Source organism: Thiomicrospira sp. R3 (genome assembly GCF_029581415.1).
Taxonomy (GTDB): domain Bacteria; phylum Pseudomonadota; class Gammaproteobacteria; order Thiomicrospirales; family Thiomicrospiraceae; genus Thiomicrospira.
Genome location: NZ_CP121121.1, coordinates 1,070,011 through 1,086,758 on the forward strand (window position 1 = coordinate 1,070,011; position 16,748 = coordinate 1,086,758).

Annotated in this window: 15 protein-coding genes; 12 read left to right on the top strand and 3 right to left on the bottom strand. The window is 45.4% G+C overall.

Features of this window, described 5'->3' with window-relative positions:
• The first annotated feature begins 136 nt into the window (after nucleotides 1-136).
• From tkt to fba, 5 genes are all read left to right on the top strand, one after another.
• Entirely contained in the window at nucleotides 137-2,131 is a 1,995-nt protein-coding gene (gene tkt / locus P8S55_RS05415) for a transketolase (protein ID WP_289225260.1), read from the top strand.
• 92 nt (nucleotides 2,132-2,223) lie between these two features.
• On the top strand, nucleotides 2,224-3,222 hold the full coding sequence (gene gap / locus P8S55_RS05420) for a type I glyceraldehyde-3-phosphate dehydrogenase (protein ID WP_289225261.1): 999 nt from the start codon (nucleotides 2,224-2,226) through the stop codon (nucleotides 3,220-3,222).
• A gap of 13 nt (nucleotides 3,223-3,235) precedes the next feature.
• Nucleotides 3,236-4,414: a phosphoglycerate kinase gene (locus P8S55_RS05425; protein ID WP_289225262.1), complete on the top strand. Its 1,179-nt coding sequence runs from the start codon at nucleotides 3,236-3,238 to the stop codon at nucleotides 4,412-4,414.
• A 194-nt stretch (nucleotides 4,415-4,608) separates the two neighbouring features.
• Complete coding sequence (gene pyk / locus P8S55_RS05430; protein WP_289225312.1) at nucleotides 4,609-6,051, top strand: pyruvate kinase; 1,443 nt, start codon at nucleotides 4,609-4,611, stop codon at nucleotides 6,049-6,051.
• A gap of 55 nt (nucleotides 6,052-6,106) precedes the next feature.
• On the top strand, nucleotides 6,107-7,171 hold the full coding sequence (gene fba / locus P8S55_RS05435) for a class II fructose-bisphosphate aldolase (protein WP_289225263.1): 1,065 nt from the start codon (nucleotides 6,107-6,109) through the stop codon (nucleotides 7,169-7,171).
• Between the two features lie 63 nt (nucleotides 7,172-7,234).
• Here the strand turns inward: fba and P8S55_RS05440 are convergent, their stop codons facing one another.
• Nucleotides 7,235-7,816 carry a class I SAM-dependent methyltransferase gene (locus P8S55_RS05440; protein ID WP_289225264.1) on the bottom strand — a complete coding sequence of 194 codons (582 nt, stop codon included), beginning with the start codon at nucleotides 7,814-7,816 and terminating at the stop codon, nucleotides 7,235-7,237.
• Nucleotides 7,817-8,041: 225 nt separating this feature from the next.
• Entirely contained in the window at nucleotides 8,042-8,197 is a 156-nt protein-coding gene (locus P8S55_RS05445) for a hypothetical protein (RefSeq protein WP_289225265.1), read from the bottom strand.
• A gap of 33 nt (nucleotides 8,198-8,230) precedes the next feature.
• On the opposite strand from P8S55_RS05445, the gene P8S55_RS05450 reads away from it, so the two are divergent.
• The 5 genes from P8S55_RS05450 to truD all read left to right on the top strand — a co-directional run bounded on the left by P8S55_RS05450 (nucleotide 8,231) and on the right by truD (nucleotide 14,941).
• Nucleotides 8,231-10,273, top strand: coding sequence for a UvrD-helicase domain-containing protein (locus tag P8S55_RS05450; protein WP_289225266.1), 2,043 nt, complete (start codon nucleotides 8,231-8,233; stop codon nucleotides 10,271-10,273).
• Nucleotides 10,274-10,314: 41 nt separating this feature from the next.
• On the top strand, nucleotides 10,315-11,484 hold the full coding sequence (locus tag P8S55_RS05455) for an iron-containing alcohol dehydrogenase (protein WP_289225267.1): 1,170 nt from the start codon (nucleotides 10,315-10,317) through the stop codon (nucleotides 11,482-11,484).
• Between the two features lie 18 nt (nucleotides 11,485-11,502).
• Nucleotides 11,503-12,849: a CAP domain-containing protein gene (locus P8S55_RS05460; RefSeq protein ID WP_289225268.1), complete on the top strand. Its 1,347-nt coding sequence runs from the start codon at nucleotides 11,503-11,505 to the stop codon at nucleotides 12,847-12,849.
• Between the two features lie 75 nt (nucleotides 12,850-12,924).
• Nucleotides 12,925-13,854 carry a Tim44 domain-containing protein gene (locus P8S55_RS05465; protein ID WP_289225269.1) on the top strand — a complete coding sequence of 310 codons (930 nt, stop codon included), beginning with the start codon at nucleotides 12,925-12,927 and terminating at the stop codon, nucleotides 13,852-13,854.
• A 70-nt stretch (nucleotides 13,855-13,924) separates the two neighbouring features.
• On the top strand, nucleotides 13,925-14,941 hold the full coding sequence (gene truD, locus P8S55_RS05470; RefSeq protein ID WP_289225270.1) for a tRNA pseudouridine(13) synthase TruD: 1,017 nt from the start codon (nucleotides 13,925-13,927) through the stop codon (nucleotides 14,939-14,941).
• 169 nt (nucleotides 14,942-15,110) lie between these two features.
• Here the strand turns inward: truD and tnpA are convergent, their stop codons facing one another.
• Entirely contained in the window at nucleotides 15,111-15,527 is a 417-nt protein-coding gene (gene tnpA, locus P8S55_RS05475) for an IS200/IS605 family transposase (protein WP_289225271.1), read from the bottom strand.
• Nucleotides 15,528-15,557: 30 nt separating this feature from the next.
• On the opposite strand from tnpA, the gene P8S55_RS05480 reads away from it, so the two are divergent.
• Nucleotides 15,558-16,448 carry an RNA-guided endonuclease InsQ/TnpB family protein gene (locus P8S55_RS05480; RefSeq protein WP_289223273.1) on the top strand — a complete coding sequence of 297 codons (891 nt, stop codon included), beginning with the start codon at nucleotides 15,558-15,560 and terminating at the stop codon, nucleotides 16,446-16,448.
• Nucleotides 16,442-16,585 (top strand): zinc ribbon domain-containing protein, encoded by a 144-nt coding sequence (locus P8S55_RS05485; protein ID WP_289225272.1) that lies wholly within the window; start codon nucleotides 16,442-16,444, stop codon nucleotides 16,583-16,585. The genes P8S55_RS05480 and P8S55_RS05485 overlap by 7 nt, the downstream gene beginning before the upstream one ends.
• The last annotated feature ends 163 nt before the right edge of the window (nucleotides 16,586-16,748 follow it).

A 16,748-nucleotide genomic window follows, 5' to 3' on the forward strand; every position in this document is an offset into this window, starting at 1 on the left:
TTTTGCAAAATTGTTGCATCACTTGAAGATTTCTTCATTTTGAGCGACAATGGTAGACTGTTATTTCTGAAAAAGTCATTTTTATTTCGACACGCTTTTCAGAATCCCGAATTTTTTCAATATTGAGGTAGTTGATATGCCAACTCGTAGAGAACTCGCTAACGCCATTCGTGCGTTAAGCATGGACGCAGTGCAAAAAGCAAAATCAGGACATCCCGGTGCCCCTATGGGTATGGCGGACATTGCTGAAGTCTTGTGGAACGGTCACATGAAATATAACCCAAAAAACTCAAACTGGGCCGATCGTGACCGTTTTGTGTTGTCAAATGGTCATGGCTCCATGTTGATTTATTCATTACTTCATTTAACCGGTTTTGATTTGAGCATCGAGGACATTAAGCAGTTCCGTCAATTACATTCAAAAACGGCAGGACATCCAGAGTACGGTTATGCGGATGGTATTGAAACCACCACCGGCCCCTTGGGTCAAGGTGTTACCAATGCCGTGGGTATGGCCATTGCAGAGCGCACATTAGGCGCACAGTTTAACCGTCCGAACTTCCCTGTGGTTAATCACCATACTTATGTATTTATGGGTGACGGTTGTTTAATGGAAGGCTTGTCGCATGAGGCCTGTGCGATGGCTGGTGCATTAGGTTTAGGTAAGCTAGTTGCGTTTTGGGATGATAACGATATTTCTATCGACGGCCATATCGGCGACTGGATGGAGCAAGACGCCCCTGGACGTTTTGAATCCTACGGTTGGCATGTTATTCGTGGCGTCGATGGCCACAATGCCGAAGCGGTTGACGCAGCAATCCATGAAGCGAAATCGATTCAAGACAAACCAACCCTAATTTGTACCCGCACTACCATCGGTTTTGGTTCGCCAAACCTGTGTGGTACGCATGACTGCCATGGCGCGCCACTAGGCGATCAAGAAATCGCGCTAACCCGTGAGAACTTGGGCTGGAATCATGCGCCATTTGTCATTCCGCAAGATATTTATGAAGGGTGGGATCACACGACGAAAGGCGCATCTGAAGAAGCGGAGTGGAACGACATGTTCGCCGCCTATAAAAAAGAATTCCCAGAGCTAGCGTCAGAATTCAACCGTCGTATGTCAGGTGAGCTACCGGCTAACTTTGCAGTGGAAATGGATAAGTTTATTGCTAAGGTGCAAGCCGATATGCCAAATATTGCATCTCGCAAAGCGTCACAAAACACTATCGAAGCGATGGGGCCATTATTACCTGAAATGTTTGGTGGTTCAGCAGACTTAACCGGCTCTAACCTAACCAACTGGTCTGGTACAGTTAAAGTAAATAAAAACAATGCTAACGGTAACTACATTTCTTGGGGTGTGCGAGAGTTTGGTATGGCGCATATGATGAACGGGATGGTTCTTCATGGCGGCTTTAAGGTTTACGGTGCAACCTTCTTAATGTTTATGGAATTCATGCGCAACGCGCTTCGTATGTCGGCATTAATGAAAATTGGCACTATCTATGTTTACACCCATGATTCGATTGGTCTAGGTGAAGATGGTCCTACGCATCAACCGGTTGAGCAAATCGCTACTATGCGCATGATCCCACGTTTCCAAACTTGGCGTGGTTGCGATGCCATTGAATCAGCGGTTTCTTGGAAAATGGCTATGATGCGTTCTGAAGCGCCAACAGCGTTGGTTTTCTCGCGTCAAAACTTAACACCTATGCCACGTACACCCGAGCAGGTCAAAAACATCGAGAAGGGTGGCTATGTATTAGTTGACGCTGCAGCAAGCCCAGATTTAATTATCATTGCTACAGGTTCAGAAGTTGAGTTGGCGGTTAAAGCCGCAGTTAATTTAACCGAGCAAGGCAAAAATATACGTGTAGTTTCTATGCCATGCCCTGATATGTTTGATACCCAAGACCAAGCTTACAAAGACTCGGTATTGGTGCCAGGCGTAAAACGTCTTGCAGTAGAAGCTGGGGTAACTGATTTCTGGCGTAAATACGTTGGTTTAGAAGGCGATGTTGTTGGTATCGACACCTTCGGCGAATCAGCACCCGCTGGCGAATTGTTTAAGGAATTTGGTTTCACGGTTGAAAACGTGGTTTCAAAAGCACAAGCCTTAATCAGATAAGTTGCGTTTAATTTTAAATATAGCCCGAAATAAGGGCATGACACTGAGCGTGAGTTTTAAACTGCGTTCAGTTTCACAAATAGGAGAAAGCTATGACAATTAAAGTTGGTATCAATGGTTTTGGTCGTATCGGCCGTATGGCGTTTCGTGCGGCAGCAAAAGATTTCCCAGGTATTGAAGTGGTTGCGATTAACGACCTGTTAGAGCCGGACTACCTGGCCTATATGTTGAAATATGACTCAGTTCACGGTAACTTCCCTGGTGATGTTGTGATAGACGGTAACCACATGGTTGTAAACGGCAAGAAAATCCGTTTAACCGCTGAGCGTGATCCTGCCAACCTAAAATGGGACGAAGCAGGCGTTGACTTGGTTATCGAGTGTACCGGTTTTTTCCTAACCGAAGAGTCTTGCCAAGCACACATCAAAGCGGGCGCGAAAAAGGTGGTTCAGTCTGCACCCTCTAAAGATCACACGCCTATGTTTGTTTATGGTGTTAACCACAACGAATATGCGGGTCAAGCGATTGTTTCAGCGGCGTCTTGTACCACCAACGGTCTAGCGCCTGTGGCAAAAGTACTCAATGATAGCTTTGGTATTAAGCGTGGTTTGATGACCACCGTTCACGCGGCAACCGCTACTCAAAAAACCGTTGATGGCCCATCTTCAAAAGATTGGCGCGGTGGTCGTGGTATTCTAGAAAACATCATTCCTTCTTCAACTGGTGCTGCCAAAGCGGTAGGTAAGGTATTACCTTCATTAAATGGCAAGCTAACGGGCATGGCCTTCCGTGTGCCTACTTCTGACGTGTCCGTTGTAGATCTAACCGTAGAGCTTGAAAAATCAGCGACTTACGATGAAATTTGCAAAGCAATGAAGGCGGCATCTGAAGGCGAAATGAAGGGTGTACTAGGCTATACCGATGAGTCTGTTGTCTCTACCGACTTCCGTGGCAATCCACATCCGTCTATTTTTGATGCGGGCGCAGGTATTGCTCTAGACGGTACTTTCGTTAAAGTTGTAGCTTGGTATGACAATGAATATGGCTATACTTGCAACATGATGCGCGTTGTTGAACACGTTAGCAAATAATAAGGAGCCGAATATGTCTTTTATTCGTATGGCTGATTTGGATTTAAAAGGCAAGCGCGTATTAATTCGTGCTGACTTAAATGTTCCGGTAAAAAATGGCGTGGTAACCTCTGATGCACGTATTCGTGCATCGATGAAAACATTTGAAGCGGCAATGAATGCTGGCGCAAAAGTAATGGTTATGTCTCATCTTGGACGCCCAGAAGAAGGTGTGTTTTCCGAAGAAAACTCATTGGCGCCGGTAGCTTCCAACTTGTCTGATAAATTAGGCAAGGAAGTACGTTTAATTAAAGATTACCTAGACGGCGGTTTTGATCTGGCGGACGGCGAACTTGTGTTGCTTGAAAACGTACGTTTTAATGTGGGTGAAAAGAAAAATACTGAAGAATTATCTAAAAAATATGCAGCACTCTGTGACGTATATGTGATGGATGCTTTCGGTACGGCTCACCGCGCTCAAGGCTCTACCCATGGCGCAGGCGTTTACGCGCCGGTTGCTTGTGCGGGTTTGTTGTTAACTGAGGAACTGGATGCCTTAACGAAGGCATTAAAAAATCCGGCTCGCCCTTTAGTGGCGATTGTGGGCGGTTCTAAAGTTTCAACCAAATTAACGGTGCTTGAGTCTTTATCGACGGTAGTAGACCAGCTGGTTGTGGGCGGTGGGATTGCTAATACGTTCATTAAAGCGGCGGGTCATAATGTAGGCAAGTCACTTTGTGAAGATGATTTAGTTTCAACTGCAAACAAGTTAAATGAAATAATGAATGCTCGTGGTGCTTCGATTCCTCTCGCACAAGATGTTGTGACAGGCAAAGAGTTCTCAGAAACAGCGCTAGCTGAAACTAAAGATGTGTCTGCAGTGGCTGATGACGACATGATTTTTGACATAGGTCCTAAATCAGCGGCTGAACTGGCAGAAATCATCAAAAACGCCGGTACCGTGGTCTGGAATGGTCCGGTCGGTGTATTTGAGTTTGATCAGTTTGGTGGGGGTACACAAACTATCGCTAATGCAATTGCACAATCCAATGCTTTCTCAATTGCAGGTGGTGGAGATACCCTAGCTGCGATAGATAAGTATGGTATTGAGGATCGTGTTTCGTATATTTCAACCGGTGGTGGTGCATTCCTTGAGTTCTTGGAAGGCAAAAAGCTACCTGCGGTAGAAATGCTAGAGCAACGCGCTAACTAAGCGTTTTGTAACCAGGCCTGGTTGTCCAGGTCTGGGCTTTATTATTTTGGCTTAAGGTAAGTAACAGGGTGTCTCGGGAAGTAAATTGCTGAATTAGACCGGATGGGTCTTTTCCCCAACTGGGGGATCAGTTTATTTTGCGAGCCATCTTACTGAGCCTAAGCCCTTTAATTTCGTAAAAAGGAAATAGCGTTATTATGAGTTCATTAAGAAGAACAAAAATTGTAGCCACACTGGGGCCAGCAACCGATCGTCCAGGTGAGACTGAACGTATTATTAAAGCCGGTGTTGATGTAGTTCGTATTAATATGTCGCATGGTTCGGTTGAAGACCACCTTAAACGTGCAAGCTATATTCGTGAAATTGCAGCGAAGCTAAACCGTGAAGTGGCCATTTTGGTTGATCTGCAAGGCCCCAAAATTCGTGTTGCGCGCTTTGCATCGGGTGTAGTTGAATTGACAGAGGGTGATAAATTTGCATTAGATAATAATGTAGATCCTCTAAACGGTAATCACGAGGAAGTCGGCTTAACCTACAAAAACCTACCTTACGATGTGAAGCCGGGTAACCTTTTATTGCTTGACGATGGTCGTATTGTGATGAAAGTAGATCAGGTAGTTGGTGAACGCGTGGAATGTACCGTTACTGTGGGCGGAAAGCTATCTAACAACAAAGGTATTAACTTGATGGGGGGCGGGCTTTCAGCCAGTGCGCTTACCGAAAAAGATAAGGAAGATATCCTTATTGCCGCTAAAATTGAAGCGGACTATCTTGCACTGTCATTCCCGCGCTCTGCTGAGGATGTGGAATACTGCCGAAGCCTTGCGCAACAAGCTGGTTTAACTTGTGGTATTGTGTCAAAAATTGAGCGTGCAGAAGCGGTTGCAGATGACGAGACTTTAGATGGTATTATTTTGGCATCGGATGTGGTGATGATTGCACGGGGTGACTTGGGGGTTGAAGTCGGTGATGCGCAATTACCTGCGATCCAGAAAAAAATCATTAAACGTGCTCGCCAGTTAAACCGTATCACCATTACAGCGACTCAAATGATGGAAACCATGATTGAGAATGCGATTCCGACCCGTGCAGAAGTGTTTGACGTAGCTAATGCCGTTATGGATGGCACGGATGCGGTTATGTTGTCAGGTGAAACTGCAACAGGTAAATTTCCGCATATGGTGGTAGATGCGATGGCGCGTATTTGTCACGAAGCTGAGAAGTCACGTTCAACACGTCACTCAACACACCGTATTGAAGAGTACTTCAGCGCAGTTGATGAAACGATTGCGATGGCGGCTATGTATGCAGCCAACCATTTTAATGTTAAATGTATTGCTGCATTAACTGAGTCGGGTAACACGCCTTTATTGATGTCACGTATCAGTTCTGGTATGCCTATTTTTGCGCTTACACCGCACAAGTCAACACGCCGCAAAGTATGTATGTACCGTGGGGTTTATCCTTCAGTCGTTGATTACACCGGCCTGAGTGATGAAGAAGTTCAACAAAATGTCTTGAAACAACTTAAGTCATTTGGCATTGTTAGTGAGGGTGATTTGGTTGTTTTGACCCGTGGAGAACAACGCGGTAATATGGGTGGTACAAACCGCCTTGAGATTGTCAAAGTTCCATAACTCGGCTTTATAATATTTAAACAATTTTTTTGAAACCAACAAAGGAGTATCGCAGATGGCGATGATTACACTTCGTGAATTAATGGATTACGCAGCAGAATACCAATTTGGTATGCCAGCGTTTAACGTAAACAATATGGAACAAGTACGCGCTATCATGCGTGCGGCGGCGGCTGTAGATTCTCCTGTTATTCTTCAGGGTTCTGCTGGCGCGCGTAAATATGCGGGTGAGCCAATGTTACGTCATATGGTGGCTGCCGCCGTTGAAATGTACCCACACATTCCTGTTGTTATGCACCAAGATCACGGTTCTGATGTTGGTGTATGTTTGCGCGCTATCCAGTCAGGCTTCACTTCGGTGATGATGGACGGTTCTTTGATGTCTGACATGAAAACCCCCGCCTCTTATGAGTACAATGCAGGTATCACTGCTGAAGTGGTTAAGATCGCTCACGCGGGTGGTGTATCAGTAGAAGGTGAATTAGGTTGTTTAGGTTCGCTTGAAACGGGCATGATGGGTGAAGAAGACGGCCACGGTTCTGACGAAAAACTAGATCATTCAGCACTATTAACTGATCCTGAAGAAGCAGCACAATTTGTTAAAGATACCAACGTTGATTGCTTAGCAGTAGCAGTAGGTACGTCACATGGGGCTTACAAGTTTACCTCTAAGCCTTCTGATGATGTATTAAAAATCGATCAAATTCGTAAGATTCATGAGCGCATTCCTACTACTCACCTTGTAATGCACGGTTCTTCTTCTGTCCCTGAAGAGTGGTTGAGCATTATCAACAACTACGGTGGTGACATGGGGCAAACTTATGGCGTACCGGTAGAAGCGATTGTTGAGGGCATCAAGTATGGTGTGCGTAAAGTAAACATAGACACCGATCTACGGATGGCATCTACCGGTGCGATTCGTAAGCATTTGTCTGAAAACCCATCAAACTTTGATCCACGTAAATTTTACAAAGCAGCTGAAGATGCGATGATGGGTATTTGTAAAGCGCGTTTCGAGGCATTCGGTTGTGCAGGCCATGCTTCTAAGATCAAAGCAGTCGGTCTAGAAGAAATGCAAGCACGTTACGCTTCAGGTTCATTGAACCAAGTAGTAAGATAAGTTAGGTTGCGTTTTTAGCCTCTATAAAACCCGAGCTTGTCTCGGGTTTTTTGTTCACCGGGTTTATTGTTTTATGCAGCGTGAAATCGTGTAGTCTTTACCTTGCTTCACTTTTTCGTAATTGCCAAACACCTCATTAAAGTTACGTTTCATATAGTCGCGTAAACCGTTAATGGTTACCACAACAAGTTGACCACCCGGTGCGAGCTGAGCATGAATGTCGTGTAACATAATGCTGAGCATTTCTTTACCTACTTTGGCGGGAATATTAGAAATAACGGTCGTAAATTCAATATTTTTGGGCACGTTACTTAAGCCATTTGAAAGATAAGCTTTGGCATGGTTAAGTTGGTTTAACTGTGCATTTTTATTGGCATAATCGACGGCAACAAAGTCCTTATCGACCATGTGTATTTCACCATCAGGCGCGTTAGCCGCAATCGCTAGGCCGATTGGCCCATAACCACAACCAATATCGAGTGCAACCTCATTAGGTTTGATAGTCAAATGACGTAAAAGTAAGTCTGTGCCAGAGTCTATTTCACGTGGGCTGAAAATACCCCATGTTGTGTTAAATTTTAGTGTTTTTCCCATAAGTTGAGTTTCAAAACTAAGGTCTTTTTTAAGCTCTTCGATAGGTGCCATGATAAATTCCAATAAGTGGTTCAGCTCATTATAAGCGAATTGGTTTTCTCCCGTATACATGCTGTATGGTTGGTTTTGGATTGCGAGTGTTTAACACCACGCGGTTTTAACCCATGCTACCATTGAAGTTTAGCGAGTAGTCTAGGTTGTTGTGGATTCTCGGTATCAAATCGTGTTAACAAAATATCGCCCATGGCTGTGTTCGCACCTGTCGCGAGTAAGATATTACTGCGGTGAGTAACCAGGACCCAGGTTTCCGTGCAGCGTCACCAGGCCTGGTGCAACTAAGCCTAATCCAAGGTTGCGCAGAAACCCTCGACGATTAAAAACCTGTGCAGAGGGCATATCAAGACTTCTTAATTTATTAAATTGCTTTATCATACTCAACTTTTAAACATTAAAGTTTTGTAAAAAATGCATAGTCTTAACCCGCGACAACTTGAAGCCGTATTGCATATTGACACGCCTTTGCTAGTGTTAGCAGGGGCGGGTAGTGGTAAGACGCGCGTTATTACCGAAAAAATTGCCTACCTCGTGCGTAAGCATGACTACAAACCCCACCATATCTACGCGGTGACCTTTACCAATAAGGCCGCCCGAGAGATGAGGGAGCGTGTCACGAAATTAATGGTCGATACGCCCGCTAAAGGTCTTAATGTCTCTACGTTCCACAACCTGGGTTTGAATATTATTCGCCGCGAATATAAAGCACTCAACTACAAAGCCAATTTTTCGATTATGGATGCGACCGATACGGGACAAATCTTAAAGGAATTGATGAAAAAGAATGAGCTAGATCCTGAAGAGTTGGATGGGGTGCAATGGGATATTTCAGCTTGGAAAAACCAACATTTGGACCCACAGACTGCGCTTGAGATGGCGGAAGATGCCTTGGCGCAATCTCGCGCTCGACTCTATGGGGCTTACCAAAAGCAACTTCACGCCTATAATGCGGTGGACTTTGATGATTTGATTGGCTTGCCAGTGCGTTTGTTTAATGAGCAGCCACAGATTTTAGAAAAATGGCAAAATAAAGTCCGTTATCTGCTCGTGGATGAATACCAAGACACCAATGCCACTCAGTATCAGCTGGTGCGTCAACTGGTTGGGATGAATGGCAAACTGACCGTGGTGGGGGATGACGATCAATCTATTTATGCCTGGCGTGGTGCACAGCCGGAAAACTTAGCCTTGCTTGAGCAAGATTACCCTGGTTTGCATCTAGTCAAACTGGAGCAAAACTATCGCTCTAGCCAGCGTATTTTGAATAGTGCCAACCAATTAATTGCTAATAACCCGCATGTGTTTGAAAAGAAACTTTGGAGTGAAATGGGTTTAGGTGACCCCATTCGAGTGATTGCCTGTGCCAATGAAAATCAAGAGGCTGAGCGCCTGGTATCAGAAATCATTGTCCATAAATTTAAGCACAAAACTAAAAATCGTGATTATGCGGTGCTGTATCGAGGTAATCACCAGGCCCGCCTTATAGAGCGCGCGTTGCGTGAACAGAACCTACCTTATATTTTATCGGGCGGTCAGTCGTTTTTTGATCGTGCTGAAATTAAAGATGTGATGTCCTATCTCAAACTTATTGTTAATCCGGACGATGATGTGGCCTTTTTGCGCATTATCAATACCCCGCGTCGTGAAATTGGGGCGGGTACACTGGAAAAGCTAGCCACCTACGCAACGCATCGTGGGGTGAGCTTGTTTGATGCTACTCAGGAATTTGGCTTAACCCAAGTGTTGTCAGAAAAGTCGCTAAAACGTGTACAATTGTTTGGACTGGTCTTATTGGACTGGGTCAAGCAAGCCGAGTTGGTTGAAGGCAAAGAAATGGTCACCTTTGTGCGCAGCGTGTTGGACAAAATTGAATACGACAACTGGTTAATGGAAACCGCTTCATCGGTTAAAACGGCTGAGCGCCGCATTGAAAACGTGCGTGATCTATTGCTTTGGATTGAGCGCATTGTCACTAAGGCCCAAGAAGAGGATGGCGACGAGCTCAAGTTGGCAAAAATCGTTTCGCACATGACCCTGATGGATATTATGGAGCGTAATGAGGAAGAGAAAGAGCATGATATGATCAGCTTAATGACGCTGCATGCGTCCAAGGGGCTGGAGTTTCCGCATGTTTTTTTAATTGGTGTTGAAGAAGAAATGCTACCTCACAAGCAAAACCTCGAATCACCAGGCCTGGAAGAGGAGCGGCGTTTGGCCTATGTAGGTATTACACGTGCGCAGCGAAGTCTTACGATTAGCTATGCGCAAAAGCGCCGTAAATACGGTGAAGATACGCCTTGCCAGCCTAGTCGTTTTTTGTTCGAACTTCCCGAAGATGCGCTTCAGTGGGAAGGTAGGCCAGGTGTTGAACTGAGTCATGATGAGGCGAAACAACACGGCAATTCGCAAATGGACACTATTCGCGCATTGCTTGCTGCAAAAGCGACAAAATAGTAGGCTATTTAAAAGCATACACAGATGATAGGAGTCAGGTTATGTTCATCGAGCCGTTTTCTTTTGCACCAATGCCCGCTATAGAGTTTGGTTGGGGGTGTACGGAGTCCAAATTAGCAAATTCCATATTGGCACAAACTCAACATAAACTTATGCTAGTATCCAGTGGTTATGCTGATCAAAATTTTGTTGATTCATGTTTGGCTGATGTTTTAAATCAGCGTGATGTCCATAGGGTTGTGGTGCGAGGTGAGCCTTCAGCGGAAACCATTGATGCGCTGGTAGCCGCGGCTCCGTCCGATATTGAGTTGGTGATTGGTTTTGGCGGGGGCAGTGTGTTGGATGCGGCCAAGGCTATAGCAGGCCTGCTACCAGAAGGTTTTTCGGTGGTTGATTATTTAGAAGGCGTGGGCTGTGGTCGTAAAATTACATTAACGCCTGTGCCATTCATTGCCATTCCTACCACGGCAGGTACCGGATCAGAAACCACTAAAAATGCGGTTATTTCGCGTCAAGGGGTGTTTAAAAAGTCCTTTCGCGATGATCGTTTATTGGCCAAGCAGGCCTGGCTAGATCCCCGGTTTTTACCTCATTGTCCCCCGTCGGTACTCTACCCAACCGCGATGGATGCCTTTACACAACTGCTTGAGTCCTATGTAACGCTCAAAGCCAACCCTATGACGGATGCACTCGCTTGGCAGGGGTTAAGGCTTTTCCAGGGTGCATTTGAGCTGATTGAGTCAACGGATGAAGCGGCGAAAAAACAAGGTTATGGTCGACTGATGCTTGCTGCTAGTTTTTCGGGCATGACACTGGCTAATGCGGGTTTGGGTGCGGTTCATGGTTTAGCGGGTCCAATCGGTGCTTTTTTCGATGCGCCGCATGGCTTGGTGTGTGCAAGGTTGCTGGCCCCTATTACGCGGCTAAACATTGAGGCTCTGCAAAACTTAAACACTGAACAGGCAAGTGTTCCGTTAGCGAAGTACTTACAGGTTGCTAAGCTCCTGACGGGGCGTGCTGATCTAGCAGGCCTGGTTGTGGCTATCGAGGGCGTAGTGGCGAAAACGATTCCACAGGGGTTGGCAGACTTTGGTTTAACCAAGGATAACTTAGATCCTGTGTTGCAAAACTCTAGAGCAGGCAGTATGCTTGGAAATCCAATAGTATTAAGTGATCAAGCCTTGCAAACAGCAATGTTTGAAGCCTTGTAGATACAAATAAGGATGGCTATGAAGGAAGGTATTGCGCTTGTTTTGTCTTTGGTTTTGATCGGTTGCAATTCTGGCTCTGAGAGTGGAGGCAAGCAACCTGCAGAACAACCTGCAGAACAACCCTCTCTCTATAATCCGCCTACTGACTCGGTACTAAGTTATTTAAACTATTTACGCGATTATGCAGGCTTGTTGAGTTATTCAGCGAACTCAACGCTTTCAAAGGCTGCGTTAGGTCATACAAATTATCAAGTAAACGAAAACATCACCGGGCATTTTCAAACAAGTTCGTCCTCATTGTTTTTTACCGGCCATTCGGCTAAAGACCGTGCAGATAATGCAGGTTATAAAAGCCCGTTTGTATCTGAAAATATTAGTTATAACAAATCCAACGAACTTGAGCTTATTGATGATTTGATGACAGCTATTTACCATCGTATGAGCCTATTGGATTTTGATCGCAATGAAATTGGCTTTGGTTTTAACGCACAATTTGACCAGAACCCTCGAACTAATCTTGTTTGGGCAGCGATGACGACGAAATCAGGTATTGCGCAGATCGAAAACCTATGTCGATCAGGCGGTGAGGCGGTGCACTCTGGCTCGTTTTTTTATTGTAACGATGGGATCGCGAAAATAAAGGCATCGACCTATCAGCATGCACTTTCTCAGATGAGAGCGCAGAGTAAGGATGTGGTGTTTTGGCCCGCTCAGGGCGCAACCGTGCCGCCTGTATTTTATCTAGAGTCGCCGGATCCCTTGCCGGAGTGTTCGGTATCGGGTAACCCGGTATCTATTCAGGTCAATCCGTTAGTTTTAAATGACTATGCGATTATTGCTGATAGTTTTGTGCTGACAGAACAGGGTAAAAGCTCGCCGCTTGAGTTGGTAAGAATCTTGACCAATCAAACGCCACAACCTGATCCTGGCGCAAATAGCTGGCAAACTGATAATAAAAAATGGCTAGCGGCTTTTCCAAGGGAGCGCTTGGAGTGGGGGCGTCATTATAGTGCAAAAATTGACTACCAATACGGGGGCACTACACAAACCTGGCAATGGACGTTTAGTACCCCTTCTTTATCACAAGCGCCTTATCGGTTGGTGGGTGATGCGAGCGGTACCCTTGCGAATGGCACAACAATTTATGTTTATGTCCCACCACAGAACTGTGCTGTTTTTGCTAATGGTTATGAGTATTCCGTTAGCTATTTTCGTGACCAAAACCCGCAGGTTGATATCGTTGCGATTGATGCACAAACATACAAACTGACGCTCACTGATTTAGACCAAATTACTCTTAGCTTTATTCAGAGTGACGGTCAGCAAACCTACACTAGGCAAATGACAATAATCTTGAATGATTGAGGCTCTTTCCTCGTACCGGTTGTTATGTTGGGGGTTTACCGATACAATTGATTGGTTAATTTAACGGAGAATTCAATGAAAAGTATTAAACATGTTTTGCTTTCGTTCAGCGCTTTTATGCTGACGTTTGCTTTATTGATGCCACAGCCAGCAGAAGCCAAACGTTTTGGGGGTGGGGGTAGTTTTGGTAAACAGCATTCTATGCCTTCACAACAACGCCAGCAGCCTGCTCAACGTCAGCAGCCTGCACAGCAGCAGCAAGCGGCACCTGGGCGACAGGCTGCACCCGCGTCTGGTGCGTCGCGTTGGTTAGGGCCCTTAGCAGGTTTGGCGGCGGGTGGCCTTTTGGCGGCTATGCTGTTTGGCGATGGCTTTGAGGGCTTGCAGTTTATGGATATTTTGTTATTTGGTTTGTTAGCCTTTGGTGCGTTTATGTTGTTTAAACATTTTCGCAGTCGCCAAGCAGGGCAAGGTTCGATGCAGCCAGCGGGTGCTGCGCGTCAGCCAATGGATGATTCAAATGCCTATCGTCAAACAGCTCAGCAGGACGCTCCCCCCAGTTACAATCCGAATAGTGGTGGTTCGATTATCGGTTCTGGATTAGGTATTAATGCGTTGCACAATGTTGAGTCACCAAGCTGGTTTAATGCCGACACCTTTGTAGAGGGCGCAAAACAACATTTTGTCGCGGTACAAAAAGCCTGGGATCAAGCAGATGCGAGTGAGATTGAAAGCTATTGCACGCCTGAATTATTTGCGGAAATACAAACACTGATGCACGATATGGTGCCAGGTGAAAACCACACGGAAATCGACACGCTCTACAGCGAGTTGGACGATCAGTCGTTTGAAGGTGATTATTTTATTGTCAGCATACGTTTTAGTGGTTTTATTAAAGAAGAGCGTGATGCTCAAGCGCATGCGTTTAATGAAGTTTGGCATATCCGTCGTTTAGCCGCGGGTGAAGGTAATTGGTTAATTGCGGGTATCCAGCAGCAAGCCTAAGCCGTAAAACTAGCCAGCTTTTTATAACCAGGCCTGGTTGCATACCGGGCCTTTTTTTTGGACAATCTTAATGCATTTCTTAACCCTGCCTTATGCCTATGGCGAACCGACTATAACGGCTAAACTTAAAAGCCAAAACCAAGATTTTATTGTTGAGGAGCAGATTGCGTTTGAACTCAGTGGCGAAGGCGAACACTTGTGGGTTTGGCTGGAAAAGGATGGCGAAAACACCGATTGGGTTGCGCAACAACTGGCTAAATGGGCGGGGATAAAACTTCGTGATATAGGGTATGCGGGTTTAAAAGATCGCCATGCTGTGACGCGTCAATGGTTTAGTTTGTATTTGCCCGGTAAGGCCGATCCTGATCCTCAGCATTTTAACTTTGATTCAATGCGCATTCTCAAAACCACTCGCCATCAACGCAAACTGCAAACCGGCGGGCTTAGTGGTAATCGATTTATCCTCGCTTTGCGCGATGTTACGGGTGATAAAATCGAACTTGAAAGCCGCCTCAAGCAAATCCAGCAACAGGGTGTGCCCAATTATTTTGGCGAACAGCGTTTTGGTCGTAACGAAAACAACCTTGTGATGGCGCAGCGGTTGTTCGATGGAGAATTGACACGACTCAAACCTGCTCAGCGCAGTCTTTATATTTCTGCCGCTCGGTCGTATTTATTTAACCTAATTGTAGCAAAAAGAGTTGAACAGGCTTGTTGGAATAAAGCAGTTGGCGGTGACGTGTTTCAGCTTGAGGGTTCGGACAAGTGGTTTGTGGATGATGGTTCTGTCGATCTGGCTCAGCGTGTAGTTGATTTGGACATTCACCCTACTGCGCCACTGGTTGGAGCGGGTGATTTGCCTAGCCAGCATCAGGCTAAACAGCTAGAGCAATCTGTGTTGGATCACAACCAGGCCTGGATGTCCGGGCTGGCTGACATAGGTTTAAAGCAAGATCGGCGCGCACTGCGTGTTTTGCCACAGGAAATGGCTTGGCAATGGCTCGATGCCGATAGTGTACAAATCAGTTTTACCTTGCGCCCGGGTTCTTATGCGACAATGGTGATAAGGGAGAGTGCAAAGGTTTAGGGTTTGTGGCAATATGTAGTTTTAGTAAACGTCTTGTTCTGGTTATAATACATCTTGGTCGTCATAGCTTGAAACGGATGGTTCCATCCATTTACAAAGTTTTTTTATCCAATAGCGCGTAAAACCCCATCTTTTAGGGCGGGGATATAAGCGGAACAGCAAAGCCTGTTTAGTGTGGTCGTTGTTGTTGCTCAATATATTGCTTGATAATTGACAAGGGTGCACCACCACAACTCCCTGCAAAGTAGCTAGGGCTCCAAAGCGTATTTTCCCAAAGTTTTTTCTGAACTTCAGGGTAGTTCTTTTTGCGAATAAGGCGACTTGATACGCCTTTCAAGCTATTCACCAGGTTAGAAATTGCTACTTTAGGCGGGTAATTAATCAAAAGATGTACGTGGTCATGCTCGCCATTAAACTCAATTAACTCGGCCTCAAAGTCCGAGCAAACGCTTTTAAAGATGTCTTCCAAATCATTTAACACCCTGTCACTAAACACATCTCTGCGGTATTTTGTGACAAAGACCAAATGAGCGTGAAGATTAAAAACGCAGCTCCTGCCTGTTCTTATCTCGTCATTAACTTGCATAGACCAAATCCTTTTTGTATAATTATAACCATGAAGAAAACGATACGCAAAGCCTTTAAGTTCCGACTTAACCCAAATTCTGACCAAGTACAGAAGATGGTTGAGTTTGCCGGTGTAAACCGGTTTGTGTGGAATAAAGCGTTAGCGATGAATTTATTTCGGCTTGAGCATAAGCAACCGATACTCTGGTATAGCGAGATGGCGTTTTGGCTAACACTCTGGAAGCAGTCTGACGAATACGGTTTTTTAAAAACAGCTCACTCCCAAACCCTACAGCAAACACTCAAAAATCTCGAACGTGCGTTTAAAGATGGTTTTGATAAAACCCAGCCACTAAAACGCATTCCGGTATTCAAGAAAAAAGGCGCTTCTGACAGTTTTCGCTATCCGCAGGGATTTAAACTTGAGCAAGATACCAACCGTGTATTCTTGCCAAAAATTGGCTGGGTGAAATACCGCAATTCACGCCAAGTAATCGGTGAGCTTAAGAATGTGACGGTTTCCAGAAAAGGGAAGCATTGGTATGTGTCGATACAAACTGAATATAAAGCCGATATTCAGCGCCATCAATCAACATCCATCGTGGGTATTGATCTAGGCGTTAAACGCTTTGTCACCTTATCTGACGGCAACTGCATTGAACCGTTAAACAGTTTTAAACAGTGGGAAAAGAAGTTGGCTTTAGCACAGCGTAAGCTGGCACGAAAAGCTAAGTTCTCTGCCAACTGGAAAAAGCAGAAACAAAAAATAACTCGTGCGCATGAGCGCATTGCCAGTGCCCGATTAGACTTTTTACATAAATCTTCAACCGTGATTTGCAAAAACCACGCCATGGTCGTGGTTGAGGATTTAAAGGTAAAAAACATGTCGAAATCGGCCAAGGGCGATATAACCAGGCCTGGTTGGGTGGCGATGTGTTAAAGGTTAACCCCAAACACACCTCTCAAACCTGTCCGTGTTGTGCTCATGTAGCCAAAGAAAATCGTTTAACACAATCCAAGTTTGAGTGTGTTGAATGTGTTAGCCCGAGGGCATCGGGTGCTAGCCTGTGGAGTTGAATCGATGAAGCAGGAACCAGCGGGAAGGCGCGAGTCACACCCGCTCTTAACGGCCTAGCGCCGTTGGGAATCCCCGTCGTTCACGGCGGGGAGGATGTCAAACTGCTTTTGGGTTCGGCCTTGTACGTCCGCTTAATCATTACGGCTAATGCAGCTCAAGTCT